This window comes from Acidimicrobiales bacterium (genome assembly GCA_035316325.1).
In the GTDB taxonomy this organism is placed as follows: domain Bacteria; phylum Actinomycetota; class Acidimicrobiia; order Acidimicrobiales; family VFJN01; genus DASXTK01.
The window spans coordinates 1-19,625 of record DATHJB010000040.1 but is presented as its reverse complement, the minus strand read 5'-3'; the positions used below and the strand labels follow the sequence as shown (position 1 = coordinate 19,625).

The window sequence follows — 19,625 nt, the reverse complement described above, 5'->3', positions numbered from 1 at the left end:
GCTCCGTACCCTCCACACCCCGAACGCCGAGCGAAGGGAAGCAACGGTGGACAGCGCAAGCGACGACGAACCCCTGCCGGCCACGGGACCGCTGGCCGGGGTGCGCGTGCTCGACCTCTCGTCGGTGATCATGGGGCCCCTCGCCACGCAGATGCTCGGCGACCTGGGGGCCGAGGTCGTGTCGGTGGAGGCCCCCAACGGCGACATCAACCGCCTCATGGACGCCGGGCCCCATCCCGGCCTCTCCGGCGTCACCCTGAACCTGCTGCGGAACAAGCGCAACATCTCACTCGACGTCAAGGACCCACGGGGCCGCGAGGCCCTGCTGCGGATCGCCGCGACGTGCGACGTCTTCGTCACGAACCTGCGCCCGGGAAGCCTGACCCGACTCGGGTTGACCTTCGACGACGTCCGGGCCGTGCGGCCCGACGTGGTCTACTGCCAGGCCCAGGGCTACCCGTCCGATGGCCCCGACGCCGATCGGCCGGCCTACGACGACGTCATCCAGGCGGTGTCCGGGCTCGCCGACTCGTTCGCCCTCAGCTCCGGGACCCCGCGGTTCGCTCCGACGATCCTGGCCGACAAGGTCTCGGCCCTGACCATCGTCTACGCCGTGTGCGCCGCGCTGTTCCGGCGTCACCGCACCGGCACCGCCGAACGGATCGAGGTGCCGATGGTCGACGTCATGCGCTCCTTCATGCTCGTCGAGCACGGCTCCGGGGCGATCCCGTCGCCGGCGACCGGGCCGGTCGGGTACTCCCGGGTCCTCGCGGAGAACCGGCGGCCCTTCGCCGCCCAGGACGGCTGGATCTGCGTCCTCCCCTACTCGCCCGGCGAGTGGAAGGCCGTCCTCGAGATCGACGGCCGAGGGGACGTCGTCGCCAGCGGCATGACCGAGAGCCGCCAGGCGATCATCGAGCACGCCAACGAGCTCTACGCCGTCCTCGCCGAGGTCATCGCCACGCGCAGCACCTCGTTCTGGACCGCGTTCTGCGAGGAGCACGGGATTCCGGCGGGGCTCGTGGTGCCCCTCGATCAGATCACCGCCGAGCTCCCGGAGGTGGACCACCCGCTGTCAGGCGCGTACCACCACATCCCCGATCCGGTGCGCTTCTCGGGGGGATCGGGCGGGCTGCGCCGGCCGGCACCGGTCCGCGGGCAGCACACGGAGGAGGTGCTCGCGGAGGCCGGCCTGACCGAAGTCGAGATCGCCGAGCTCGAACGCTCCGGTGTCGCGGTCAGCGTCGCTCGGCGAGCTCGCTAGCGATCTCCACGATCTGATCCTCCTGCCCGCCGACGAGCTTGCGCTCGCCGCACTCCAGCAGGATGTCCGCCCCGGAGACCCCGTAGCGCTCCGCAGCCCGGTAGGCGTGCTTGAGGAAGCTCGAGTACACCCCGGCATAGCCCATGATGAGCGCCAGCCGCGACAGCGTCGGCTCCTCGTCCATGATGGGGCGCACCACGTCCTCGGCGACGTCGAACATCGCGAGGGCGTCGACGCCGGTCTTGATCCCGAGCTTGTCGCACGCGGCGACCAGCGCCTCGGTCGGCGTGTTGCCCGCGCCGGCGCCGAAGCGGCGGGTGCAGCCGTCCACCTGGGCCGCACCGGCGCGGATCGCCTGGATGGTGTTCGCGACGCCCAGCGCGAGGTTCTCGTGACCGTGGAACCCGACGGTCGACTCGCCGCCCACCTCGGCCAGGACGGCAGCCACCCGGTCGCCGGCCTGCTCCAGCACGAGAGCGCCGGCGGAGTCGGTGACGTAGACGCACTGGCAGCCGGCATCGGCCATGACCCGGGCCTGCGCGGCGAGCGCCTCCGGTGGCTGCGAGTGCGCCATCATCAGGAACCCGACCGTCTCGAGGCCGAGCTCGCGGCACGTGGAGAAGTGCTCGACCGCGATGTCCGCCTCGGTGCAGTGCGTGGCCACCCGGATGACCGTCGCGCCGAGGTCGGCGGCGGCCTTGATGTCCTCCGTGGTGCCGACGCCGGGGAGCAGCAGGCAGGCGATCTTGGACCGGCTGGCCGCGGCGACTGCCTCCTTGATCAGGAGTCGCTCGTCGATGGCGGAACGACCGTAGGTGAACGACGAGCCGCCCAGGCCGTCGCCGTGGCTCACCTCCACGACCGGCACGCCGGCCGCATCGAGCGCGGTCACCACCGCACGCACCTGCTCGGGCGTGAACTGGTGTCCGATGTGGTGCGAGCCGTCACGCAGCGAGCTGTCGGTGATCCGCACATCGATGTCGGGGAGCATGGGTGTCACATCGCCACCTTCGTCTTGGCCTTCGCGATCTCCTCACCGACCTTCGTGGCGGCCGCGGTCATGATGTCGAGGTTGCCTGCGTACGGCTCCAGGAAGTCACCGGCACCCCGCACCTCCACGAAGATCGTGACCTTCTCGTCGTCGAACTGCGGCTCCCGGAGCAGGTGGTAGCCAGGCACGTACGACTGCACCTCTGCTTCCATGGCGCGGATCGACGCCTCCAGCGCCTCGCGGTCGGTGTCCGGACCGATGGAGCACATGATCGTGTCCCGCATCATGAGCGGCGGTTCGGCGGGGTTGAGGATGATGATCGCCTTGCCGCGCGCCGCGCCGCCGAGCCGCTCGATCGCCCGGGCGGTGGTGAAGGTGAACTCGTCGATGTTGGCCCGCGTCCCCGGGCCCGCGGACAGCGACGCGATGGTCGCGACGATCTCCGCGTACTCCACCGGCGCGACCCGTGACACGGCGTGGACCATCGGCACCGTCGCCTGGCCACCGCAGGTCACCATGTTGACGTTGGGCGCCTCGAGGTGCTCCACCAGGTTCACCGTGGGCACGACGTAGGGTCCGCGCGCCGCCGGCGTGAGGTCGATCGCTGCGATCCCCGCCTCCTCGTAGCGGGGAGCGTTGCGCACGTGGACGTAGGCGGACGTCGCCTCGAAGACCAGGTCGGGCAGCGGTTGCCGAAGGAGCCAGTCGACCCCCTCCGTCGACGCCTCGATCCCGTGGGCCCGGGCACGAGCCAGCCCCTCGCTCGCCGGGTCGACACCGACCATGTACCGCAGGTCGATCGCCTCGGACCTGAGCAGCTTCTCCATCAGGTCCGTGCCGATGTTGCCCGGCCCGACGATGGCAGCGACCGCCCGCACAGGGGGCGCGCTCACTCGAACACGACCGTTGCCGAGCCCAGCCCCTCGAAGCGTGCCTCCACCTGATCCCCGGCCCGTACGTCGAACGCCCTCGTGCACGATCCCGGCAGCACGATGTGGCCGGCGTCCAACGACGCGCCGAACGCGGCCAGCTTGTTGGCCAGCCAGCAGACGGCCGTGGCCGGATCCCCGAGGACGGCGGCACCGGTGCCGGTGGCCACCTCCTGCCCGTTCAGCGAGAGTGTGGCCGACACGGCGGGCAGGTCGACCTCGGACGGCGGGGTGTGCACGTCGCCGACGACGAAGCCGCCGGCACTGCCGTTGTCGGCGACGGTGTCGGCCAGCTTGATCTGCCAGTCCGCGATGCGGCTGTCGATGATCTCGATCGCCGGAGCGACAAACCGGGTGGCCGCCAGCACGTCGGCCTCGGTGACGCCCGGGCCCTTCAGCGGCTCACCGAGGACGAAGGCGATCTCGATCTCGACCCGAGGCTGCAGGAACCGCCCGGCCTCGACCGACCCCGTCACCGCCATGTCGTCGAGCAGATGGCCGTAGTCGGGCTCCGAGACGCCCAGCATCTCCTGCATGGCGACCGAGGTCAGGCCGACCTTGTGACCGACGATCCTCGCGCCGGACTCGAGCCGCTCTCGCACGTTGACCAGCTGCGCCCCGTAGGCCTCGTCCACCGTGAAGTCAGGGAAGGTCGAGGTGAGAGGAGGGATCGCGGTGCGGCTTCGCCTCGCGGAACCGAGGAGCTCCGCGGCGGTTGCCGAGGTGGTGGCGTTCATCCACGAGCATGATCGCCGAGGCCCGCGCATCCGACCACCCTGCGTTCCGAACGACGGAACCCCGGCGGCCGGGCCCCCGACCCTGCTGGCACGGCCTCGGCCCGAAGGTCGGAACGCACACTCCCCGGTCGCCGGGCACCGGTGGTGTGATGCGCAGCATGGAGCTCGCCCCGATCACACCGCACTGCGGAGCCGAGGTGGTCGGGATCGACCTGTCGGTGGCGCAGGAGGACGAGACGATCGCCACCATCGATCGCGCCCTCGAGACCCACGGCGTCCTCGTCTTCCGCGACCAGCACGTCGACGTCGCCGCGCAGCGCGCCTTCGCGGCTCGCTTCGGAGAGCTGCACCAGACGCAGTACGCCGGCGCGGTCGACGGGTTCCCCGAGGTCACGGTGATCAGCGAACGCATCAAGGGAGCGACCTCCAGCTGGCACGCCGATTCCACGTTCGAGCCGACGCCACCACGAGGCTCCCTCCTACGGTTCGTCGAAGGACCGGCCGTGGGCGGCGACACGCTCTGGGCCAGCACGCACGCCGCGTTCGCATCACTGTCGTCCGCCATGCAGCGCCTGGTCGACGGGCTCACCGCGCAGCACGACAGCCACCACGTCGCCGCGCAACGGCAGAAGCAGCAACGCGGCGGCGAGCCGTTCACGCTGTCCACCTCCGAGCATCCAGTCGTGCTGGGCGGCAACTCGCCCGGCCGCAGGTCGCTCTTCGTGAACTCGACCTTCACAGCGCGCATCACCGAGCTGTCGGAGACGGAGAGCAACCGGGTGCTGTCGATCCTGTTCGAGACCATCCGGTCACCCGACCTGCAGGTCCGGGTGCGCTGGGAACCCGGCACGCTCGCGTTCTGGAGCAACTACGCAACGCAGCACTACGCGGTACCCGACTACGACGGCACGCGGACGATGCACCGATGCACCCTCGTGGGCGGCCCGCCTCGCTGACCCTGGCCCACCGGCGCATCCGATCCGCTCATCACGAACGCCGCGGAGCGCGTCGGCTCCGAGACGCCGACCGCCGCACGTCGGTCCACGGCGGCTCACCATCGGTTGTCGACGCCACCGGTACGTGACCGAATGGTCGCGTACACGCCTTAGGGTGTGGGCGGGATCGTTGGGGAGGGGAGGGCGTCAGATGCGTGTCGTCACGGCATCACCGGAACGCGGCTGTCGTGGGCGACACGTCGCCGTCGACGCCTGACGCTGGCCGGAGGGCATCGAGATGTTGCGCGTGGCGGTGGGCCGGATGGCGTCGGCGGTACCGCTCATCCTGCTCATAACCCTGGGCACGTTCGTTCTCGGGCAGCTGATGCCGGGGGACCCGGCTTATGCCGTGGCCGGCCCGGACGCCTCCTCCGAGGAGGTGGCCCAGGTCCGCCGGGACCTGAACCTGGAGGACCCGCCGCCGGTCCGTTATGTCCGGTGGCTGGGGGACGCGTTCCGCGGTGACCTCGGCGTGTCGGCCGCCACCCGCCGGCCCGTGGCGGACGAGCTGGGCCGCCGCTGGCCGGTGACCGCCTCGCTCGGCATCGCCGCCCTGACGCTGTCACTGGCCCTGGGCATCCCGATCGGCATCGCCCAGGGCCTGCGGCCCGGCTCGTGGCTGGACCGGGCCCTGCTGGCGCTCGTCTCCGTGGGCCTGGCCGCGCCGGCGTTCTGGCTCGCCACCATGCTGGTCTACCTGCTGGCGGTGGAGCGGCGATGGCTGCCGGCCCGGGGCTACGTGCCCTTCGGCGACTCGCCGGACGAGTGGGCCCGTCACATCCTCATGCCGGCCCTCACGCTCGCCGTCGTCGGCGGCGCCGAGATCGCCCGCCAGCTGCGCGCCTCGCTGGTGGGGGTGATGCAGCAGGACCACATCCGGGCGGCCGCCGCCCGAGGGCTCAGCCCCCGGGTGGTCGTCGGCAAGCACGCGCTGCGCAACGCCTCGCTGCCGGTCCTCACCATCGTCGGGCTGCGGATCGGGCAGCTGCTGGCCGGTGCGGTCGTCGTCGAGGAGATATTCGAGCTCCACGGCCTGGGCAGCTACGCCCTCGACGCCATCCTGAACCAGGACTTCGTGGTGGTGCAGGGCGTGGTCCTGGTCACCGCCGTCGTCGTCGTGGCCACGAACCTGCTGGTCGACATCCTCTACTACTGGGCCAACCCCAAGGCGCGGCCGGCGTGAGCGACTCCTACCTCCGGCGCACGGTGGCCCGCCTGGTGCGCCGCCCCGCCGCCGTCGTCGGCCTCGCCGTCGTGGCCGCCTTCGGGCTCGCCGGCCTGTTGGCCCCGGTGATCAGCCCCTACGGCCTGGAGGAGGCCACGTCCGAGTTCCGCGCCGGTCCGTCGCAGGACCACTGGCTGGGCACCGACATGATCGGCAAGGACACCTTCAGCCAGCTGCTCTACGGCCTCCGCACCTCGCTGTGGGCCAGCCTGGTGGCGGTCACGCTCGCGGTGGTGGCGGGCACGGCCATCGGCCTGTGCAGCGGGTACTTCGGGGGCCGGACCGACCAGGTCCTCATGCGGATGGTGGACGCCGTCCTGTCGTTCCCCGGGCTGCTCACCGCCATGGTGGTGGTGGGGTTGCTGGGCCCGAGCGTCCTCAACGCGATGATCGGCCTGTCGGTGGCCTTCATGCCCCTCTTCGCCCGGCTGGTCCGCGGGCAGACCCTGGCCGTGCGCCAGGAGAGCTACGTGGAGGCGGCCCTGGTGGTCGGCTCCGGGCCCGGGCGCATCATCCGCCGCCACGTCCTGCCCAACGTGGCGCCGCCCCTGGTGGTGCAGGCCTCCATGACCTTCGGTTTCGCGCTGCTGGCCGAGGGCACGCTGGCCTTCCTGGGGCTGAGCGTCCAGCCTCCGGAGACGAGCCTGGGGAGCCTGCTGCGGCGGGGGTTCGGGGCGGTCAACGACACGCCGCGGCTGGTGCTCGTGCCCGGCCTCGCCATCACCGTGCTGACCCTGGCGTTCAACGCCGTCGCCGACGGGTTGCGCGACGCGATGGCCCGCGGGGACGCCGACCGGGTCGAGGGGCGGCTGTGACGGCGCTCTCACCCGGTCCCGTGGCCGCCGGGTCGCCGGACGGCGACAGCGGGCCGCTCCTCGCGGTCAGCGACCTGGGGGTGGAGGCCCGGGGCGGCGTGACGCTGCTGGAGGACGTGGCGTTCGCCCTCGATCGGGGCCGGACCCTGGGGCTGGTGGGCGAGAGCGGGTCGGGCAAGACGCTGATCGCGCTGTCGGTGCTGGGCCTGCTCCCGTCGGGTGTCCATCGCGTGAGCGGCCACGTCCGGTTCGACGCGCAGGACCTCACCACGCTCGGGCCCCGGCAGCTCCGTGCGGTCCGGGGCCGGGACATCGGCGTGGTGTTCCAGGACCCGATCGGGAGCCTGGACCCGTCGTTCACCGTCGGCAGCCAGCTGATCGAGACCATCCGGGCCCGCACCGGCCTGTCCCGCCGAGCCGCCCGCGAGCGGGCGGCCGGCCTGCTCGACCGGATGGGCATCGCGCACCCGGCGAAGCGGCTGCGTGACTACCCCCACCAGCTGTCCGGAGGCATGGCCCAGCGGGTCATGATCGCGCTGGCCATCTCGTGCGAGCCGCGGCTCCTGATCGCCGACGAGCCGACCACCGCACTGGACGCCACCGTGCAGGCGCAGATCCTGACCCTGCTGCGCTCGTTGCAGGACGAGCACGGCATGGCCCTGCTGCTCATCTCCCACGACCTCTCGGTGGTGGCCGAGATGGCCGACGACGTGGCCGTGGTCTACGGCGGCCAGATCGTGGAGCGGGGCGCGGTCACCCCGGTGTTCGACCATCCCCGGCACCCCTACACCGGGGCGTTGCTGGGCGCGCAGCCCGGCAGCGTGGCCCGGGGCGAAGCCCTGGCTGCCATCCCCGGATCCGTCCCCGCGCCGGGGGCGCTGCCGGAGGGCTGCCGGTTCCACCCCCGCTGCGACCATGCCACCGACGCCTGCCGTGCGGGGGTCCCGCCGCTGGTCGAGGTCCCGCCACTGGTCGAGATCCGGGCGGGGGGCGACCTCCGGGCCACCCGCTGCCTGCGCCACGCCGACCTCACGCTGCGGGGTCTGCCCGGGATGTCCGACGCACCGGAGCCGGAACCCGAACCGGACCTGGGCCCGCCGCCGGCGTTCCCTGCGGCGCCCACACCGGCCGTACCCACACCGGCCGGGGCCGAGGACCGCGACCCCGGAGCGCCCGTGCTGGTGGACGCCCGGGACCTGAGCAAGGACTACGTGCTGCGCGACGGGCGCGGGCCGTGGTCCCGCTCCCTGCTCCCCGCGGTCGCGGGCGTGACCTTCCAGATCCGGGCCGGGGAGACGTTGGGCCTGGTGGGCGAGAGCGGGGCGGGCAAGTCGACCGTCGGGCGCCTGGTGCTCGGCCTCGAGGCGCCGACGCGGGGCCAGGTGCTGATCGACGGTACCGACCTCCGCCAGGCCCGGGGGGCGCGCCGCCGGGAGCTCCGCCGTGACGTCCAGGTCGTCTTCCAGGACCCGCACAGCTCGCTCGACCCGATGATGACGGTCGGCACCATCCTGGCCGAACCGCTCGAGGTGCACACCACCTCGACCCGGGCCGAGGTCGGCGCCCGGGTCGCCGAGCTGTTGGAGCTGGTCGGCCTGGGCGCGGCCACGGCCCGGCAGTTGCCCGACACGCTCTCGGGCGGCCAGCGCCAGCGGGTGGCCATCGCCCGGGCCCTGGCGCTGCGACCGCGCCTGATCGTGTGCGACGAACCGGTGACCGCCCTCGACGTCTCGACCCAGGCCCAGGTCATCAACCTCCTCGTCGACCTCCAGCGCGAGCTGGGCGTGGCCTACCTGTTCATCGGCCACGACCTCGCGGTGGTCCGCCACATCAGCGATCGTGTCGCCGTCATGCGCGACGGCCAGATCGTGGAGATCGGCACGAGCGACCAGATCCACCGCCGTCCCCGGCACGCGTACACCCGGGCGCTGAACGACGCGGTCCTGTCCGTGGACCCGCGCCGGCGCCGGAGGCGCGCACCGGACGGTGAGGCCCCGCCCTCCAGCCCCGCTGAACAACAGGGAGAGACCCACGGTGCACTCAACGACCAGCCTTGAGAGACGGAGCGCGGCCGTGCCGGTCGCCCCACCCCGCCGTCGACGCCGGTGGCGATCGCCGGCCCTGGTAGTGGTCGCGGCCGTCCTGGCGGCAGCCTGCGGCGGCGGTGACGGTGGCGGCGGGGGGAGCAACGCCCCCGGGGGCGAGGAGGACGCCGTCGGCTGTGGCGCCGCGTCGTCCCCCGGCGACGTGGGTGGGGACGAGGGCGGTGCCGCGATCGAGGACGCCGACCCGTCCGCCGTCCTGCGCTGGGGAGCCATGCGGGCCGAGAGCATGGACCCCATCCGGGAGGCCGGCGTCGACTACGTGCAGCTGCACGCGGTGTTCGACACGCTGCTGTCGATCTCGCCGGAGGACGGCGAGCTCATGCCCCGCCTCGCCTCGGAGTGGGAGGCCGACGAGGAGTCCGTCGTGCTGCACCTGCGGGACGACGTCACCTTCCAGGACGGCACGCCCTTGGACGCCGAGGCCGTGGCCTTCAACCTCGACCGGGCCATGAACGACCCCGACTCGAACATCACCGGGATGCTGGAGGCGATCGAGAGCGTCGAAGTGGTGGACGGCAGCACGGTGGAGCTCCAGCTGGCCGAGCCGACGCCGCTGGCGGTCCTGCAGCTGCTGGCCGACCGGCCGGGCATGATGGCGTCGCCCGAGGCGGTCCGGGACGCCGGCGGCAGCACCGCGTTCAGCGAGGCGCCAGTGGGCGCGGGCATGTACCAGGTCGAGGGCGAGTGGTTCCCCCGGGAGTCGATGTCGGTGCGGGCGTGGGACGGCTACTGGGACACCGACGCCCAGGCGCTCGGCGGCATCGACTTCACCGAGGTGGAGCCCGACGCCAAGGTCAACGCCCTGCTGTCGGGTTCGGTGGACGTCGCCTCGGTCGGGGGCACCGACGTCTCCGCCCTGGAGGACGAGCCCGACGTCGCCCTGTCGGTCGGGCCGGCCACCATCGGGCGGGGGCTCACCGTCAACCCCACGCTCGAGCCGTTCGACGACGTGCGCGTCCGCCAGGCCATCGCCCACGCCATCAACCGGGACGCCATGGTCGAGGCGTTGACCAACGGCTACGGCGAGCCCCGCTGCCAGCTGTTCGCCGCCAACTCGCCCGCCTACGACGAGGAGCTGGACGGGCTCTACCCCTACGACCCGGCCCGGGCGTCCGAGTTGCTCGAGGAGGCCGGGCACGCCGACGGCCTCGAGTTCAAGGCCATCATCGGCAGCGGGGCGACGGCCTACATCCAGTTCGGTGAGCTGCTCCAGGCCCAGCTGGCCGAGGTGGGGATCGAGATGGACCTGGAGCTGGTCGACCGGTCACAGACGCTGCCCATGCTCTACGAGGAGGACGCCGCCCCGGCCGCTCCCATCGGTGGGGGCGCCGACGCCGCCCTGACCGACGTGTTCATTCGCAACTACCTGCTGGAGGACGGGAGCTTCAACGCCGGCGACGTCGAGCTTCCCGAGGTCCGGGACCTGGTCGAGGAGGCGGGCGCCCAGCCGGACATCGCGTCCGCCCGGCCCCTGTACCAGGAGCTGAACCGGGCGGTCGCCGAGGACCTGTTCCAGATCATCCCGGTGTACGCCGATGCGGCCATCACCGGGCACCAGACGAACGTCGGTGGCCTGCACCCGGGGCTCCTCGACATCGACCCCAGCCCGGAGCTCCTCCGCGGGGTGTTCGTCGTCGAGGATTGACGCCGTAGCGTCAGTCCCAGGTTGTGTCCTGACGCCGTAGCGTCAGTCCCCAGGTTGTGTCCTGACGCTCGTCACCCGAGCCTGGCGGGGCTGGTGCGCCGCCAGGCTCAGAGGCCGTTCTCAGGACGGCATCACGTTGCCGAGATCGGCGGGCGGGCGCAGCCGGGCACGCAGCTCGGGGGTCAACACGTTGCCGATCCGCCCGATCAGCAGGCTCATCTCATAGCCGACCAGGCCGATGTCGCAGCTCGACTCGCACATCATGGCCAGGACCGAGCCGTCGCTCACCCGGGCCACGAACAGGAAGCCGTCGTCCATCTCCACGATCAGCTGCCGCACCCCGCCGGCGGCGAAGAACTGCGCCGCCCCGTCGGAGAGGCTGGCGAGGCCGGAGGTGATGGCCGCGAGCTGATCGGCCGAGTCGCTGGGGATCTGTGCGGAGATGCAGAGGACCAGCCCGTCAGCCGTGACCACCGCGGCGCTGAAGGCGCCGGGCACCCGGTCGACGAAGTCGTCGAGCAGCCAGTCGAGCTCGGACTCGTCCGACTGGTTCGGGATCCCCTCGTCACCTACGTCCACGATCCGGCCCCTTTACCTTGCGTTTCGTTTGCCCGCATGGACGTGTCGGCATCGCGGCGACCACACGGTCGCGCACACGCCAGAGACGCCGATCACTGGTGAGCGGCCTTCACCCCGGCCGCTGACCCATCCCACTTCGAGACCGATGCACCAGCGAAACGAACGCAAGGGAGCAGGCCTCTGAGGGTGACTATAACGCGGCGTGTTCGCCACCTAGAGCCCGTCTGCCACGCCGCGTCCCGCCCGTGCCGTCGGCGGCCAGACGGTGATGAGGGGTGTACTACCGTACTCGCGGGGTGCGCGACCCGATTCCCGAGTCGTGCTGGGGTCGACAGACCGGACGAGTCGCTCTGTGGGCGAGCACATGACCGAAACTGGGGGTGCGATGGGCGTCGGCGTTAGACGCGTCATGGCCCGGATCAGCAACGCGAAGTTCCCGGTCCGTTCCAAGCTGGTGGCGGTCCTCCTGCTGCCGGTGACACTCCTCCTGGCGCTGGGGGGCTCGCAAGTCGTCAGCGTCCGCCAGGACGCCCGGGAGGCCAGGGCCGAGGCCCGGCTGGCCGCCGCGGTCACGGGCCCGGGCAGCTTCCTGAAGCTGGTGGTGGACGAGCGCAACCACACCGCGGTGTACCTGCTCGACGCCGAGGACCTCATCCGGAGCGTCGGGCCGGGCCGGTACCTCGAGACCCGCCGGCTGGTCGACGAGGCCCGCCAGGAGTTCCTCGATTTCATCGCCGGGGAGGACGAGCAGGTCCGGGCCATCTACGAGCCGGCGATGGCGGCCGTCGAGCAGCTCGACCAGCTCCGGGTCGACGTCGACGCCGACACCGGCACGCGCAGCTTCCAGAACGTGGCGGCCGTGCAGGACCTCTTCGCACGGTTCGGCGAGGTCACCGGTCCTCTGTTCGACGCCAACCGGCGGGTGTCCCTGATCGTCGGCGAGCCGGCCCTCCAGCGGGGCGCGGCGATCGTCGACCAGTCCCTCCGCCAGTCCGACACGATCGCCCTGCTGACCTACAGCCTGGTGGTGGCGGCCCTCGCCGGCGACGCCGACGGCGTCAACACCGGTGAGGAGTACGTCGACGTCGCCTCGCTGCTGCGGGACCTCCGCTCCGGCGAGCAGATCATCCGCCTCAACGGCGAGGGCGACTATGCCGAGATGGTCGCGATGCTGTTCGCCAGCGAGCACATCCAGGTCTACCCCGAGCTGGTGGCGACCGCGCTCGACTCGGGGGCCCCGGACGTCGGCGGCCTGTTCGCGAACGCCGGCAACGAGGACGCCTTCGGCTACGACAAGCTGCGGGAGGCGGCCGAGGAGCAGATCGGGCAGGCCGTCGACGACATCAACGGCGACGCGCAGCAGACGCAGACCACGTTCACCGTCGTCGGCCTGGCCGTCCTGCTGGTGCTGGCCACGGTCACCACGCTGGTGGCGCGCTCGATCACCCGGCCGCTGCGTTCGCTCACCCAGCAGGCCATGGCCATGGCCGGCGAGCGGCTGCCCAGCGCCGTCCAGGGAATCCTGGACGCCCCGCCCAGCGAGACCATCGAGGCCCCCCGACTGGAGCCCATAGACATCCGCACCCGGGACGAGGTGTCCGACGTGGCCCAGGCCCTCACCACGGTGCAGGACTCCGCCCTGGGCCTGGCGACCGAGCAGGCCGCCCTGCGACGGAACATCTCCGACAGCTTCGTGCACCTGGGCCGCCGCAACCAGACCCTGCTCGGCCGCCAGCTCGACTTCATCACCGAGCTGGAGCAGACCGAGACCGACCCGAACACGTTGGCCAACCTGTTCCGGCTGGACCACCTGGCCACCCGCATGCGGCGCAACGCCGAGTCGCTGCTGGTGCTGGCCGGCCTCAAACCTCCCCGGGTGTGGCGGGTGCCGGTGATGGTCAGCGACGTCGTCCGGGCGGCGCTGAGCGAGACCGAGAACTACGAGCGGGTGGAGATCCTCGGCGTCGAGCCGGCTGCCGTCGTCGGGTCCGCGGTCGCCGACCTGGCCCACCTGCTGGCCGAGCTCGTCGAGAACGCCATCGCCTTCTCCCCGCCCCACCTGCGGGTGGAGATCAGCGGCCGCTACCGGCCCTTGGACCCCTACGCCGGTGACCGCGGCCTGCCGCCGTCGGCGCGCGAGGACGGCGCGTTCACCATCACCGTCGCCGATTCGGGCATCGGCATGACCGCCGAGGCCGTCGGCCGGGCCAACCAGCGCCTGGCGGGCCAGGAGTCGTTCGCCGTGGCCCCCTCCCAGTACCTGGGTCACTACGTCGCCGGCATGATCGCCCGCCGGCATGGCATCACCGTCCGCCTGGACAGTTCCGGTCACCGAGGGACCACGGCCACGGTGACGCTGCCCCCGAGCCTGCTGTCGAGCCCGGAAGAGTCGTCGGTCCCGGTGCCCGCGGGCCCGGGGGCCTACGCCGCCCCGCCGGTGCCGGCCGCCCCGACGCCCATCGCCACGCGCGGCTTCCACCCCGGCGGCCGGGCCGCCCTGGCCCCGACCATCGACACCTACCGGGTGGGCGAGGCCGAGTTCTACATCGACTTCGGCACCCTCCACCAGCCCGAAGCCCCGCCGCCGACGGCCCCGGGCCCGGCCCCGGGCCTCCCCACCGGGCGCGCCCGGCCCGCCGCCTCGGCCATCGACAGGACCGCCATCGGCGAGGCGCAGCGGGCGCGCTACGTGCGCGACACGCTGTCGAAGTTCTCCGCCGGCCTGGAGAAGGGGCGGTACGCCTCCGCCCGCGAGCAGGACGAGCGGGCGGTTGGCCCCGACGGTCCCGACGGCCCCGGTGCAGAGCCGCCGTCGCCGGCGCCGGCCGACGGGAGTGGGGAGGCGCCGCCGCCCCCGAGCCAGGGGGCCGGGACGGCGGCCGACGACCAGGCTGGGTGACATCGACCTGCTCGACCGGGACGTGCTCGGCCGCCGGGTACCGCACGACTGGTTCGAGCTCCCGGTCCGGCTGGCCGCGGCGGCGTAGGCGGTCGCTACTCGCAGATCTGCTCGAGGGCCTGGACCTCGGCCACGTGCGCGGACAGGTCCTCGTCGCGCAGCGGGGTCGACGAGGTGTCGCTGTCCGATGTCACCTCGCCGCCGGTGGCGCCAACCATGAACACCCGGTCCCGGGGCACGCCGCCGGACACCAGGGGGAAGACCGTCTCCTGGTCGCCCGCGTACCCGGCGTCGACATCGACACCGGCGGCGCCCAGGCGGGCCAGCTCCTCGATCAAGGCGACCGACGGATCGCCCGACCCGTCACCCGGCGGCGCCCACACCCGGACGCGCTCGCCGACCGGGAAGCCGTTGAGGCCCAGCCACACCGTGACGGCGTCCACCACCGGCCGGTCGCCGATGAGCGTCTCCGACGGCAGCAGAGCGACGTACACGATCTCGTAGCCGACATCACGGTAGGCGCCGGCCACCGCCGCCGCCCTCGGCCGGGCCGCGGGCTCGGCCTCCGGGTCGTTCACCCACCTCGTGGCCTCGCCGTCCGCTCCGGACGTGGCGCCGCCGAAGACGACGAAGACCACGGCCCGGTTGACCTCGCGGCAGGACGGGAGGCCGGTGTCGCCGGCCGTGGTGGCCCCCGCGGTCGCGAACGGCGCTTCGTCGTCCCCGCCGCCGTCGCCACAGGCAAGGGCGCCCACCCCCAAGACGACCACCGCGGCGATGCCCCGAAGGGCGCGGCTCATCGTCGACCCGTCCCAGTCCCCAGCCAGCATCCAGCCATCATTGCAAACCCGACACCCGGGATGTGGCCCCGTCGGGCCTCCCACCACTGGTGTCGGACACACCGCCCTGAGCTGTAGGAAATCGACCCCCAATACTCACCGAAGACAAAAGCCCAGGTCAGAGACCTGGGCTTGCTCCCCGCTCGGGCGAGGACCTCTGGGAATCTGGATGGCCAGTTCTGTGACCTGGGGTCTTGGGGTTGCTCGGGGGCGAGGACTCCAACTCACCTTGGGCCCCTCCCCACCTGTACCACCTCGTCTCGCCCAATACCCCTGAGCTGCCCAAACGCCCTCGCCGCCCTCCCGGCCGCTCCCCCTCCGTACCTCCGTGTTGCGCCCCGTCTGTGACCACTTCGTGACCACACACCGACGCCGGACGTTCGCCGCTCGGTGACGAGGCACCAGCTCCTGCCCTGCCCCGTCGTAGTTCCCGCGACGACCGCTTCGCGGTATCGCCGGTTATCTCGCGCAAGTTGAGTGACCGGGCGGGCGCGGTTATGTGCGTCTTCGAACCCTTGACGGGTCACACCTCAGAGTGGTGCCGACCGTCACCGTGGGGGTTCGAGTCGGTCCTCTGACACCGATACCCGGCACTGCGGGCTGCGGTTGAGCTGGCCCTCCACCGTGCCTGGGATCGCCGGCTACGCGCTGGGTTCGACGGGACCGGCGCTGTGGTTGTGGGCGCCCTCCCCGAGCCGGCATCGTTAGGTGACAGGTCGGCCGGGGGTGACTGGACCTGACAGCGGGCGGGCGGTGCCTCGGTCGAGCGCAGTGCCTCCGAAGAGCTGGGCGCAGGCCGCGCGTTGTCTGACGCCATCCAGTCCCAGTCATGGTCGCCGGACTCGTCGGCGCGGTTGTCGGCAACACGCCGATGCCCCCCGGGGTCTACCGGATCAAGGCGAGCCGTCAGCAGAGCGTCTACGTACCGCCCGCCGGTACTTGTTGACGTCGACCTGGTAGAACCACTCGATCGTCACCAGGCCTCCCTGGGGGAGAGGGTCCCAGTCGATGAGTGCTGCGCCGGACTCAAGATGCTGATGCTCGTCCTTAGGAGAGATGATGACCTCCGTGAGGAGGTTTAGAGGCTCTGGTGAGGACGTCGGAACTGTTGCCCGCCTGATGAATCGGGTGAGTACGATTTCTCCATCGGGGCGCATTCGAAGCCCAAATAGGGCGCCAAACCGGTGAATCAGGACATGGAACGCCCGGAGAGGGTCTCGGGACAGGCCCAGCGAGCCTCCATCGTCATAGAGTTTGTAGGAGTGGCCAAGCTCGAATCGCTTACCCGCTATCTCATGGACGAAGATCAATAACGTGTAAGGGTGTGTTGTCGTTATGACGCGTCGCGTCACTATCGACTGCGATAGTTTAGTGCTGCGTTCGAGGACATATTGGTACTCGGCATCTGGATTCAAGGCAGCGGTTATAGCGTGTTCAGCTCTCACGCCGTCTACATGTGCATTAAAATCCCGGAATCCAGGGCCAGCAATGAGGTCTCCGTGACTCAAACGAGGCCCAACAGAGGACACCTGGCCGAGCTCGAGGAGGCTGACGGTCATCGACACGCGGGTTGACGGCGAGATGGTCGTCGGGGTGATAGGGAGAGTGCTGGCAGGGTTCGGATGCTCGAGAACAAGTGACCTGCGGCGAAGTTCGTATGAGATCTCGGATCCTGGTACACCATCAATGACCAGATCATCCCAAGTGAGGATGACCACTCCAGCATGCCGTGAACCGCTACCGAGTTGGCGCCGAGCCTCCGCTGCGTAGGCCTCGATGTCACTTGGGACTTTATCATCGAGCGCCACTCTCACGATCGCTCGGTCGATGCTTATGAAAACTACCCCCGAGTTTTGCGGCGTCGCGTTTGAGATCTGATGACTCGCCTTACTTATGCGCTGACGTACTCGCCGGGGAGTCGAGTCGAGCCTGATTCGCTTGACCTCGACCCAGACGGGTTCGGGGAAATCATCAAGCCGGATGTCAGGCAGTCCTTCGTCCTCGACGAGGTGGCAGTCAAGCCCTCGTGAACGAAGCCACGACCAGTAGGCCACCTCCGCCATTGTGTCGTGATACTGATCAGGGTCAGCGATCCGAGATCGGACCGAGTCTCGTGCTCGCCGGTCGTCGATGAACGACCAATGGTCGTCAGGATCTGATGGTGCTATCCAGTAGTCCTCGTCGAGCATCGCGGTAGCTAGCTCGCGAACCATGCCGCTTTCGTCAGGATACAGGAGGCCTTGGTCGAGATACTGTTCGATCGAGTCAAACTGAAGGACCGCGGGGTGGCTGGGCGTGCGGGCGCGCAGTCGATCTAGCTTTGGATCGTCGAACATCGCTATAAGGACGTCTTGACGACGGCGGAGCGGCCCTTCAAGGGCCTTCATATTGGCGAGATCAGCGGAGTGACTTGGCTCTTGGTCCATTTCGGTTCGCTACCGTAGTCCCATTCACCGATGATCTCCTCTGCTTTGCGTCTGCCTCCCACTCCGCCGATGAGGCGATCTCATACTCAAAGCGGTCCACCACACGCGGGGCGGGGTGGGAAGTCTCCAGCGGATGGACGACGGGCACCGGTGGGCGGCGTTGGAGCGCTTCGAAAGGGCGACCGAGCTGCCGTTGCTCGTGTTGGCCTTGGCGATGGTGCGGCTGTTGGTCGTGCCGCTGCTGGTGGATCTGCCCGAGTCCGCAGACGCCGCCGTCGGCGGACTCGACCGAGCCGTAGGGGCGGTGTCCGTGTTCAAGGAACCATCGCTCCTGATCCCGTCATTGACCGTGGTTCACCGGCCCGGGCGAACGCACCAATTGCGGCAGCCGCCGCCGTGGTCATCACCTCGTTCTGATCACGCGTCGATCATCCTCCACCAATACGCTCCGCGCTGCGCCATCGGCCAGCATCCGAGCCACCGTCGACGTCCCTGCCCCGGGCGGCCCGGTCACCACCAACGCCGCCATGCCAAACATTCTCGCCGCCCCACCCCAGCAGCCTGCACCGATGCCAACCGCGTCGTCCTAGCACTCGACATCGCCGGTTCTGGTTGGCTGGCGGCTCTGGCCGAGGACGATGTTCTGGGCTCTCTGCGGGGTGTTTGCGGGCACCCTCAAGCATCCGCCCGCTCGAATTTGAGCAGTAATGGTTCTGATACTCTCCGTAAGAGCGAAAGGAATGTCTTTGGCAACTCGCGTCGTCATTGCCGAGGACGAGGCCATCATCCGTCTCGACCTGAAGGAGACCCTCGAGGAGGAGGGCTACGAGGTGGTCGGTGAGACCGGTCGGGGTGACGAGGCCGTCCGGCTGGTCCGTGAGCACGAGCCCGAGCTGGCCATCCTCGACATCATGATGCCGGGCATGGACGGGCTGCAGGCGGCCCGCGAGATCGCCGGCGACCGCCGGGCCGCGGTCCTGATCCTGACGGCGTTCAGCCAGCGCGACCTGATCGAGCAGGCGCGCGACGCCGGGGCGCTGGCGTACCTGGTGAAGCCGTTCGAGCGCAACGAGTTGATCCCCGCCGTCGAGGTGGCCTTGGGCCGGTTCAACGAGATGCGGGCCCTGGCCGACCAGACCGTCAACCTCGAGGAGCAGCTCGAGACCCGCAAGATCGTCGACCGCGCCAAGGGCCGGCTCATGGACGAGCACCGTCTCGGTGAGAGCGACGCGTTCTCGTTCATCCAGAAGCGGGCCATGTCCGACCGGGTGACGATGCGCGTGATCGCCGAGAAGGTCATCGCCGGGGACCTCCATATGGATGACGCCTTGCGTGCCGTCGATATCCAGATCGGGATCTACGTCCAGTCCGATGACGAGGACATCCTCGGGGATGTGACCAGGCATGTCGTCGAACTTGTTGAGCACCTCGGCTATGGCCAGGCCGTCGAGGTCAGGTGACTGCCAGGTGTTTCGGATCTGGCGCGAGAGGGCCAAGTCGGGGTTGACATCGCGGGAGGCCCGCGAGCGGTTGGCGCAGATGGAGAGCATGTTGCGTGTACAACTGCTCGACAAGCATCAGGCCGAAGTCAGCAGCAAGGAGGGTGAGACCGTCGCCAACCTCGTTCGAGCGCTCGAACAGGTGCCATCAGCCTGTATAACATTCGGGTCCCTCGCTGTGCTTAAATATCACGTCAACGGCGAGCCAGTGTTCCATGCACGGCATCTCAGCGCAATGGAAGTGCAAGCTTTGGGACGCTTTCCTGATCTTCACAAACATCCAGAGAAGTTCTTCGAGTCGCTCGCAGATGCGGTGGCGCTACCGGAGATTGAGCCTCGAGAATGAGGACTCCGTCCCCTGTCCGCCTGGATCTGACTCTCCGGCAAATTGCAGCGACCGTGATCGATGATCAGTGTCTCGGAGGGATCGGCATGGGGATCGGCCGCACATAAGGTCCTCGTTGCAGAGGCAACGCGATCCGCACAGATCGGCGCATCTCGGGCGGCTCCGGGAGGCGGCTCGAACGACCACACGGTCGAGCTCAGTCGGACCCTGAGGTCCGGTGCTGCCTCCGACTGACTGACTGCAGATCGGTCGCAGCCCCAGCCAACCGCTTCGAGGAAGCAGCTCCCACCGAGCATCCAAGATGTCTGTGACCAAACTGTGACCACGTGCT

At 70.1% G+C, this 19,625-nt stretch carries 15 protein-coding genes; 9 read left to right on the top strand and 6 right to left on the bottom strand.

What is annotated here, in order from left to right; genetic code table 11:
* The first annotated feature begins 46 nt into the window (after positions 1-46).
* On the top strand, positions 47-1,264 hold the full coding sequence (locus VK611_05675; protein HMG40796.1) for a CoA transferase: 1,218 nt from the start codon (positions 47-49) through the stop codon (positions 1,262-1,264).
* Here VK611_05675 and dmpG read toward each other — a convergent pair.
* Genes dmpG through VK611_05660 form a run of 3 tightly spaced genes read right to left on the bottom strand, consistent with a single transcriptional unit; the run spans position 1,239 to position 3,921 of the window.
* Positions 1,239-2,255: a 4-hydroxy-2-oxovalerate aldolase gene (gene dmpG, locus VK611_05670; GenBank protein HMG40795.1), complete on the bottom strand. Its 1,017-nt coding sequence runs from the start codon at positions 2,253-2,255 to the stop codon at positions 1,239-1,241. The genes VK611_05675 and dmpG overlap by 26 nt on opposite strands.
* Positions 2,256-2,260: 5 nt before the next feature.
* Positions 2,261-3,148, bottom strand: coding sequence for an acetaldehyde dehydrogenase (acetylating) (locus VK611_05665; protein ID HMG40794.1), 888 nt, complete (start codon positions 3,146-3,148; stop codon positions 2,261-2,263).
* Positions 3,145-3,921 (bottom strand): 2-keto-4-pentenoate hydratase, encoded by a 777-nt coding sequence (locus VK611_05660; protein ID HMG40793.1) that lies wholly within the window; start codon positions 3,919-3,921, stop codon positions 3,145-3,147. Before VK611_05660 ends, VK611_05665 begins: the two co-directional genes overlap by 4 nt.
* Positions 3,922-4,079: 158 nt before the next feature.
* Here VK611_05660 and VK611_05655 point away from each other — a divergent pair, with 158 nt between their 5' ends.
* The 5 genes from VK611_05655 (at position 4,080) to VK611_05635 (ending at position 10,706) form a co-directional block, all read left to right on the top strand.
* Complete coding sequence (locus VK611_05655; protein ID HMG40792.1) at positions 4,080-4,877, top strand: TauD/TfdA family dioxygenase; 798 nt, start codon at positions 4,080-4,082, stop codon at positions 4,875-4,877.
* 277 nt (positions 4,878-5,154) lie between these two features.
* A complete protein-coding gene (locus tag VK611_05650) occupies positions 5,155-6,099 on the top strand; it encodes an ABC transporter permease (GenBank protein HMG40791.1) in 945 nt (314 codons plus the stop codon).
* Positions 6,096-6,956, top strand: a complete 861-nt coding sequence (locus VK611_05645) for an ABC transporter permease (protein ID HMG40790.1) — start codon at positions 6,096-6,098, stop codon at positions 6,954-6,956. The genes VK611_05650 and VK611_05645 overlap by 4 nt, the downstream gene beginning before the upstream one ends.
* Entirely contained in the window at positions 6,953-9,013 is a 2,061-nt protein-coding gene (locus VK611_05640; protein ID HMG40789.1) for an ABC transporter ATP-binding protein, read from the top strand. Before VK611_05645 ends, VK611_05640 begins: the two co-directional genes overlap by 4 nt.
* Positions 9,014-9,029: 16 nt before the next feature.
* A complete protein-coding gene (locus tag VK611_05635; protein HMG40788.1) occupies positions 9,030-10,706 on the top strand; it encodes an ABC transporter substrate-binding protein in 1,677 nt (558 codons plus the stop codon).
* A gap of 120 nt (positions 10,707-10,826) precedes the next feature.
* On the opposite strand, the gene VK611_05630 is transcribed toward VK611_05635, so the two are convergent.
* On the bottom strand, positions 10,827-11,285 hold the full coding sequence (locus tag VK611_05630; protein HMG40787.1) for a roadblock/LC7 domain-containing protein: 459 nt from the start codon (positions 11,283-11,285) through the stop codon (positions 10,827-10,829).
* Between the two features lie 409 nt (positions 11,286-11,694).
* On the opposite strand from VK611_05630, the gene VK611_05625 reads away from it, so the two are divergent.
* Positions 11,695-14,184 carry an ATP-binding protein gene (locus VK611_05625; GenBank protein HMG40786.1) on the top strand — a complete coding sequence of 830 codons (2,490 nt, stop codon included), beginning with the start codon at positions 11,695-11,697 and terminating at the stop codon, positions 14,182-14,184.
* A gap of 95 nt (positions 14,185-14,279) precedes the next feature.
* Here VK611_05625 and VK611_05620 read toward each other — a convergent pair whose 3' ends face one another.
* On the bottom strand, positions 14,280-15,014 hold the full coding sequence (locus VK611_05620) for a hypothetical protein (protein ID HMG40785.1): 735 nt from the start codon (positions 15,012-15,014) through the stop codon (positions 14,280-14,282).
* 902 nt (positions 15,015-15,916) lie between these two features.
* A complete protein-coding gene (locus tag VK611_05615) occupies positions 15,917-17,449 on the bottom strand; it encodes a hypothetical protein (protein ID HMG40784.1) in 1,533 nt (510 codons plus the stop codon).
* A gap of 740 nt (positions 17,450-18,189) precedes the next feature.
* On the opposite strand from VK611_05615, the gene VK611_05610 reads away from it, so the two are divergent.
* Complete coding sequence (locus VK611_05610) at positions 18,190-18,909, top strand: response regulator (GenBank protein HMG40783.1); 720 nt, start codon at positions 18,190-18,192, stop codon at positions 18,907-18,909.
* Positions 18,910-18,916: 7 nt separating this feature from the next.
* Positions 18,917-19,294 (top strand): hypothetical protein, encoded by a 378-nt coding sequence (locus VK611_05605; GenBank protein ID HMG40782.1) that lies wholly within the window; start codon positions 18,917-18,919, stop codon positions 19,292-19,294.
* The last annotated feature ends 331 nt before the right edge of the window (positions 19,295-19,625 follow it).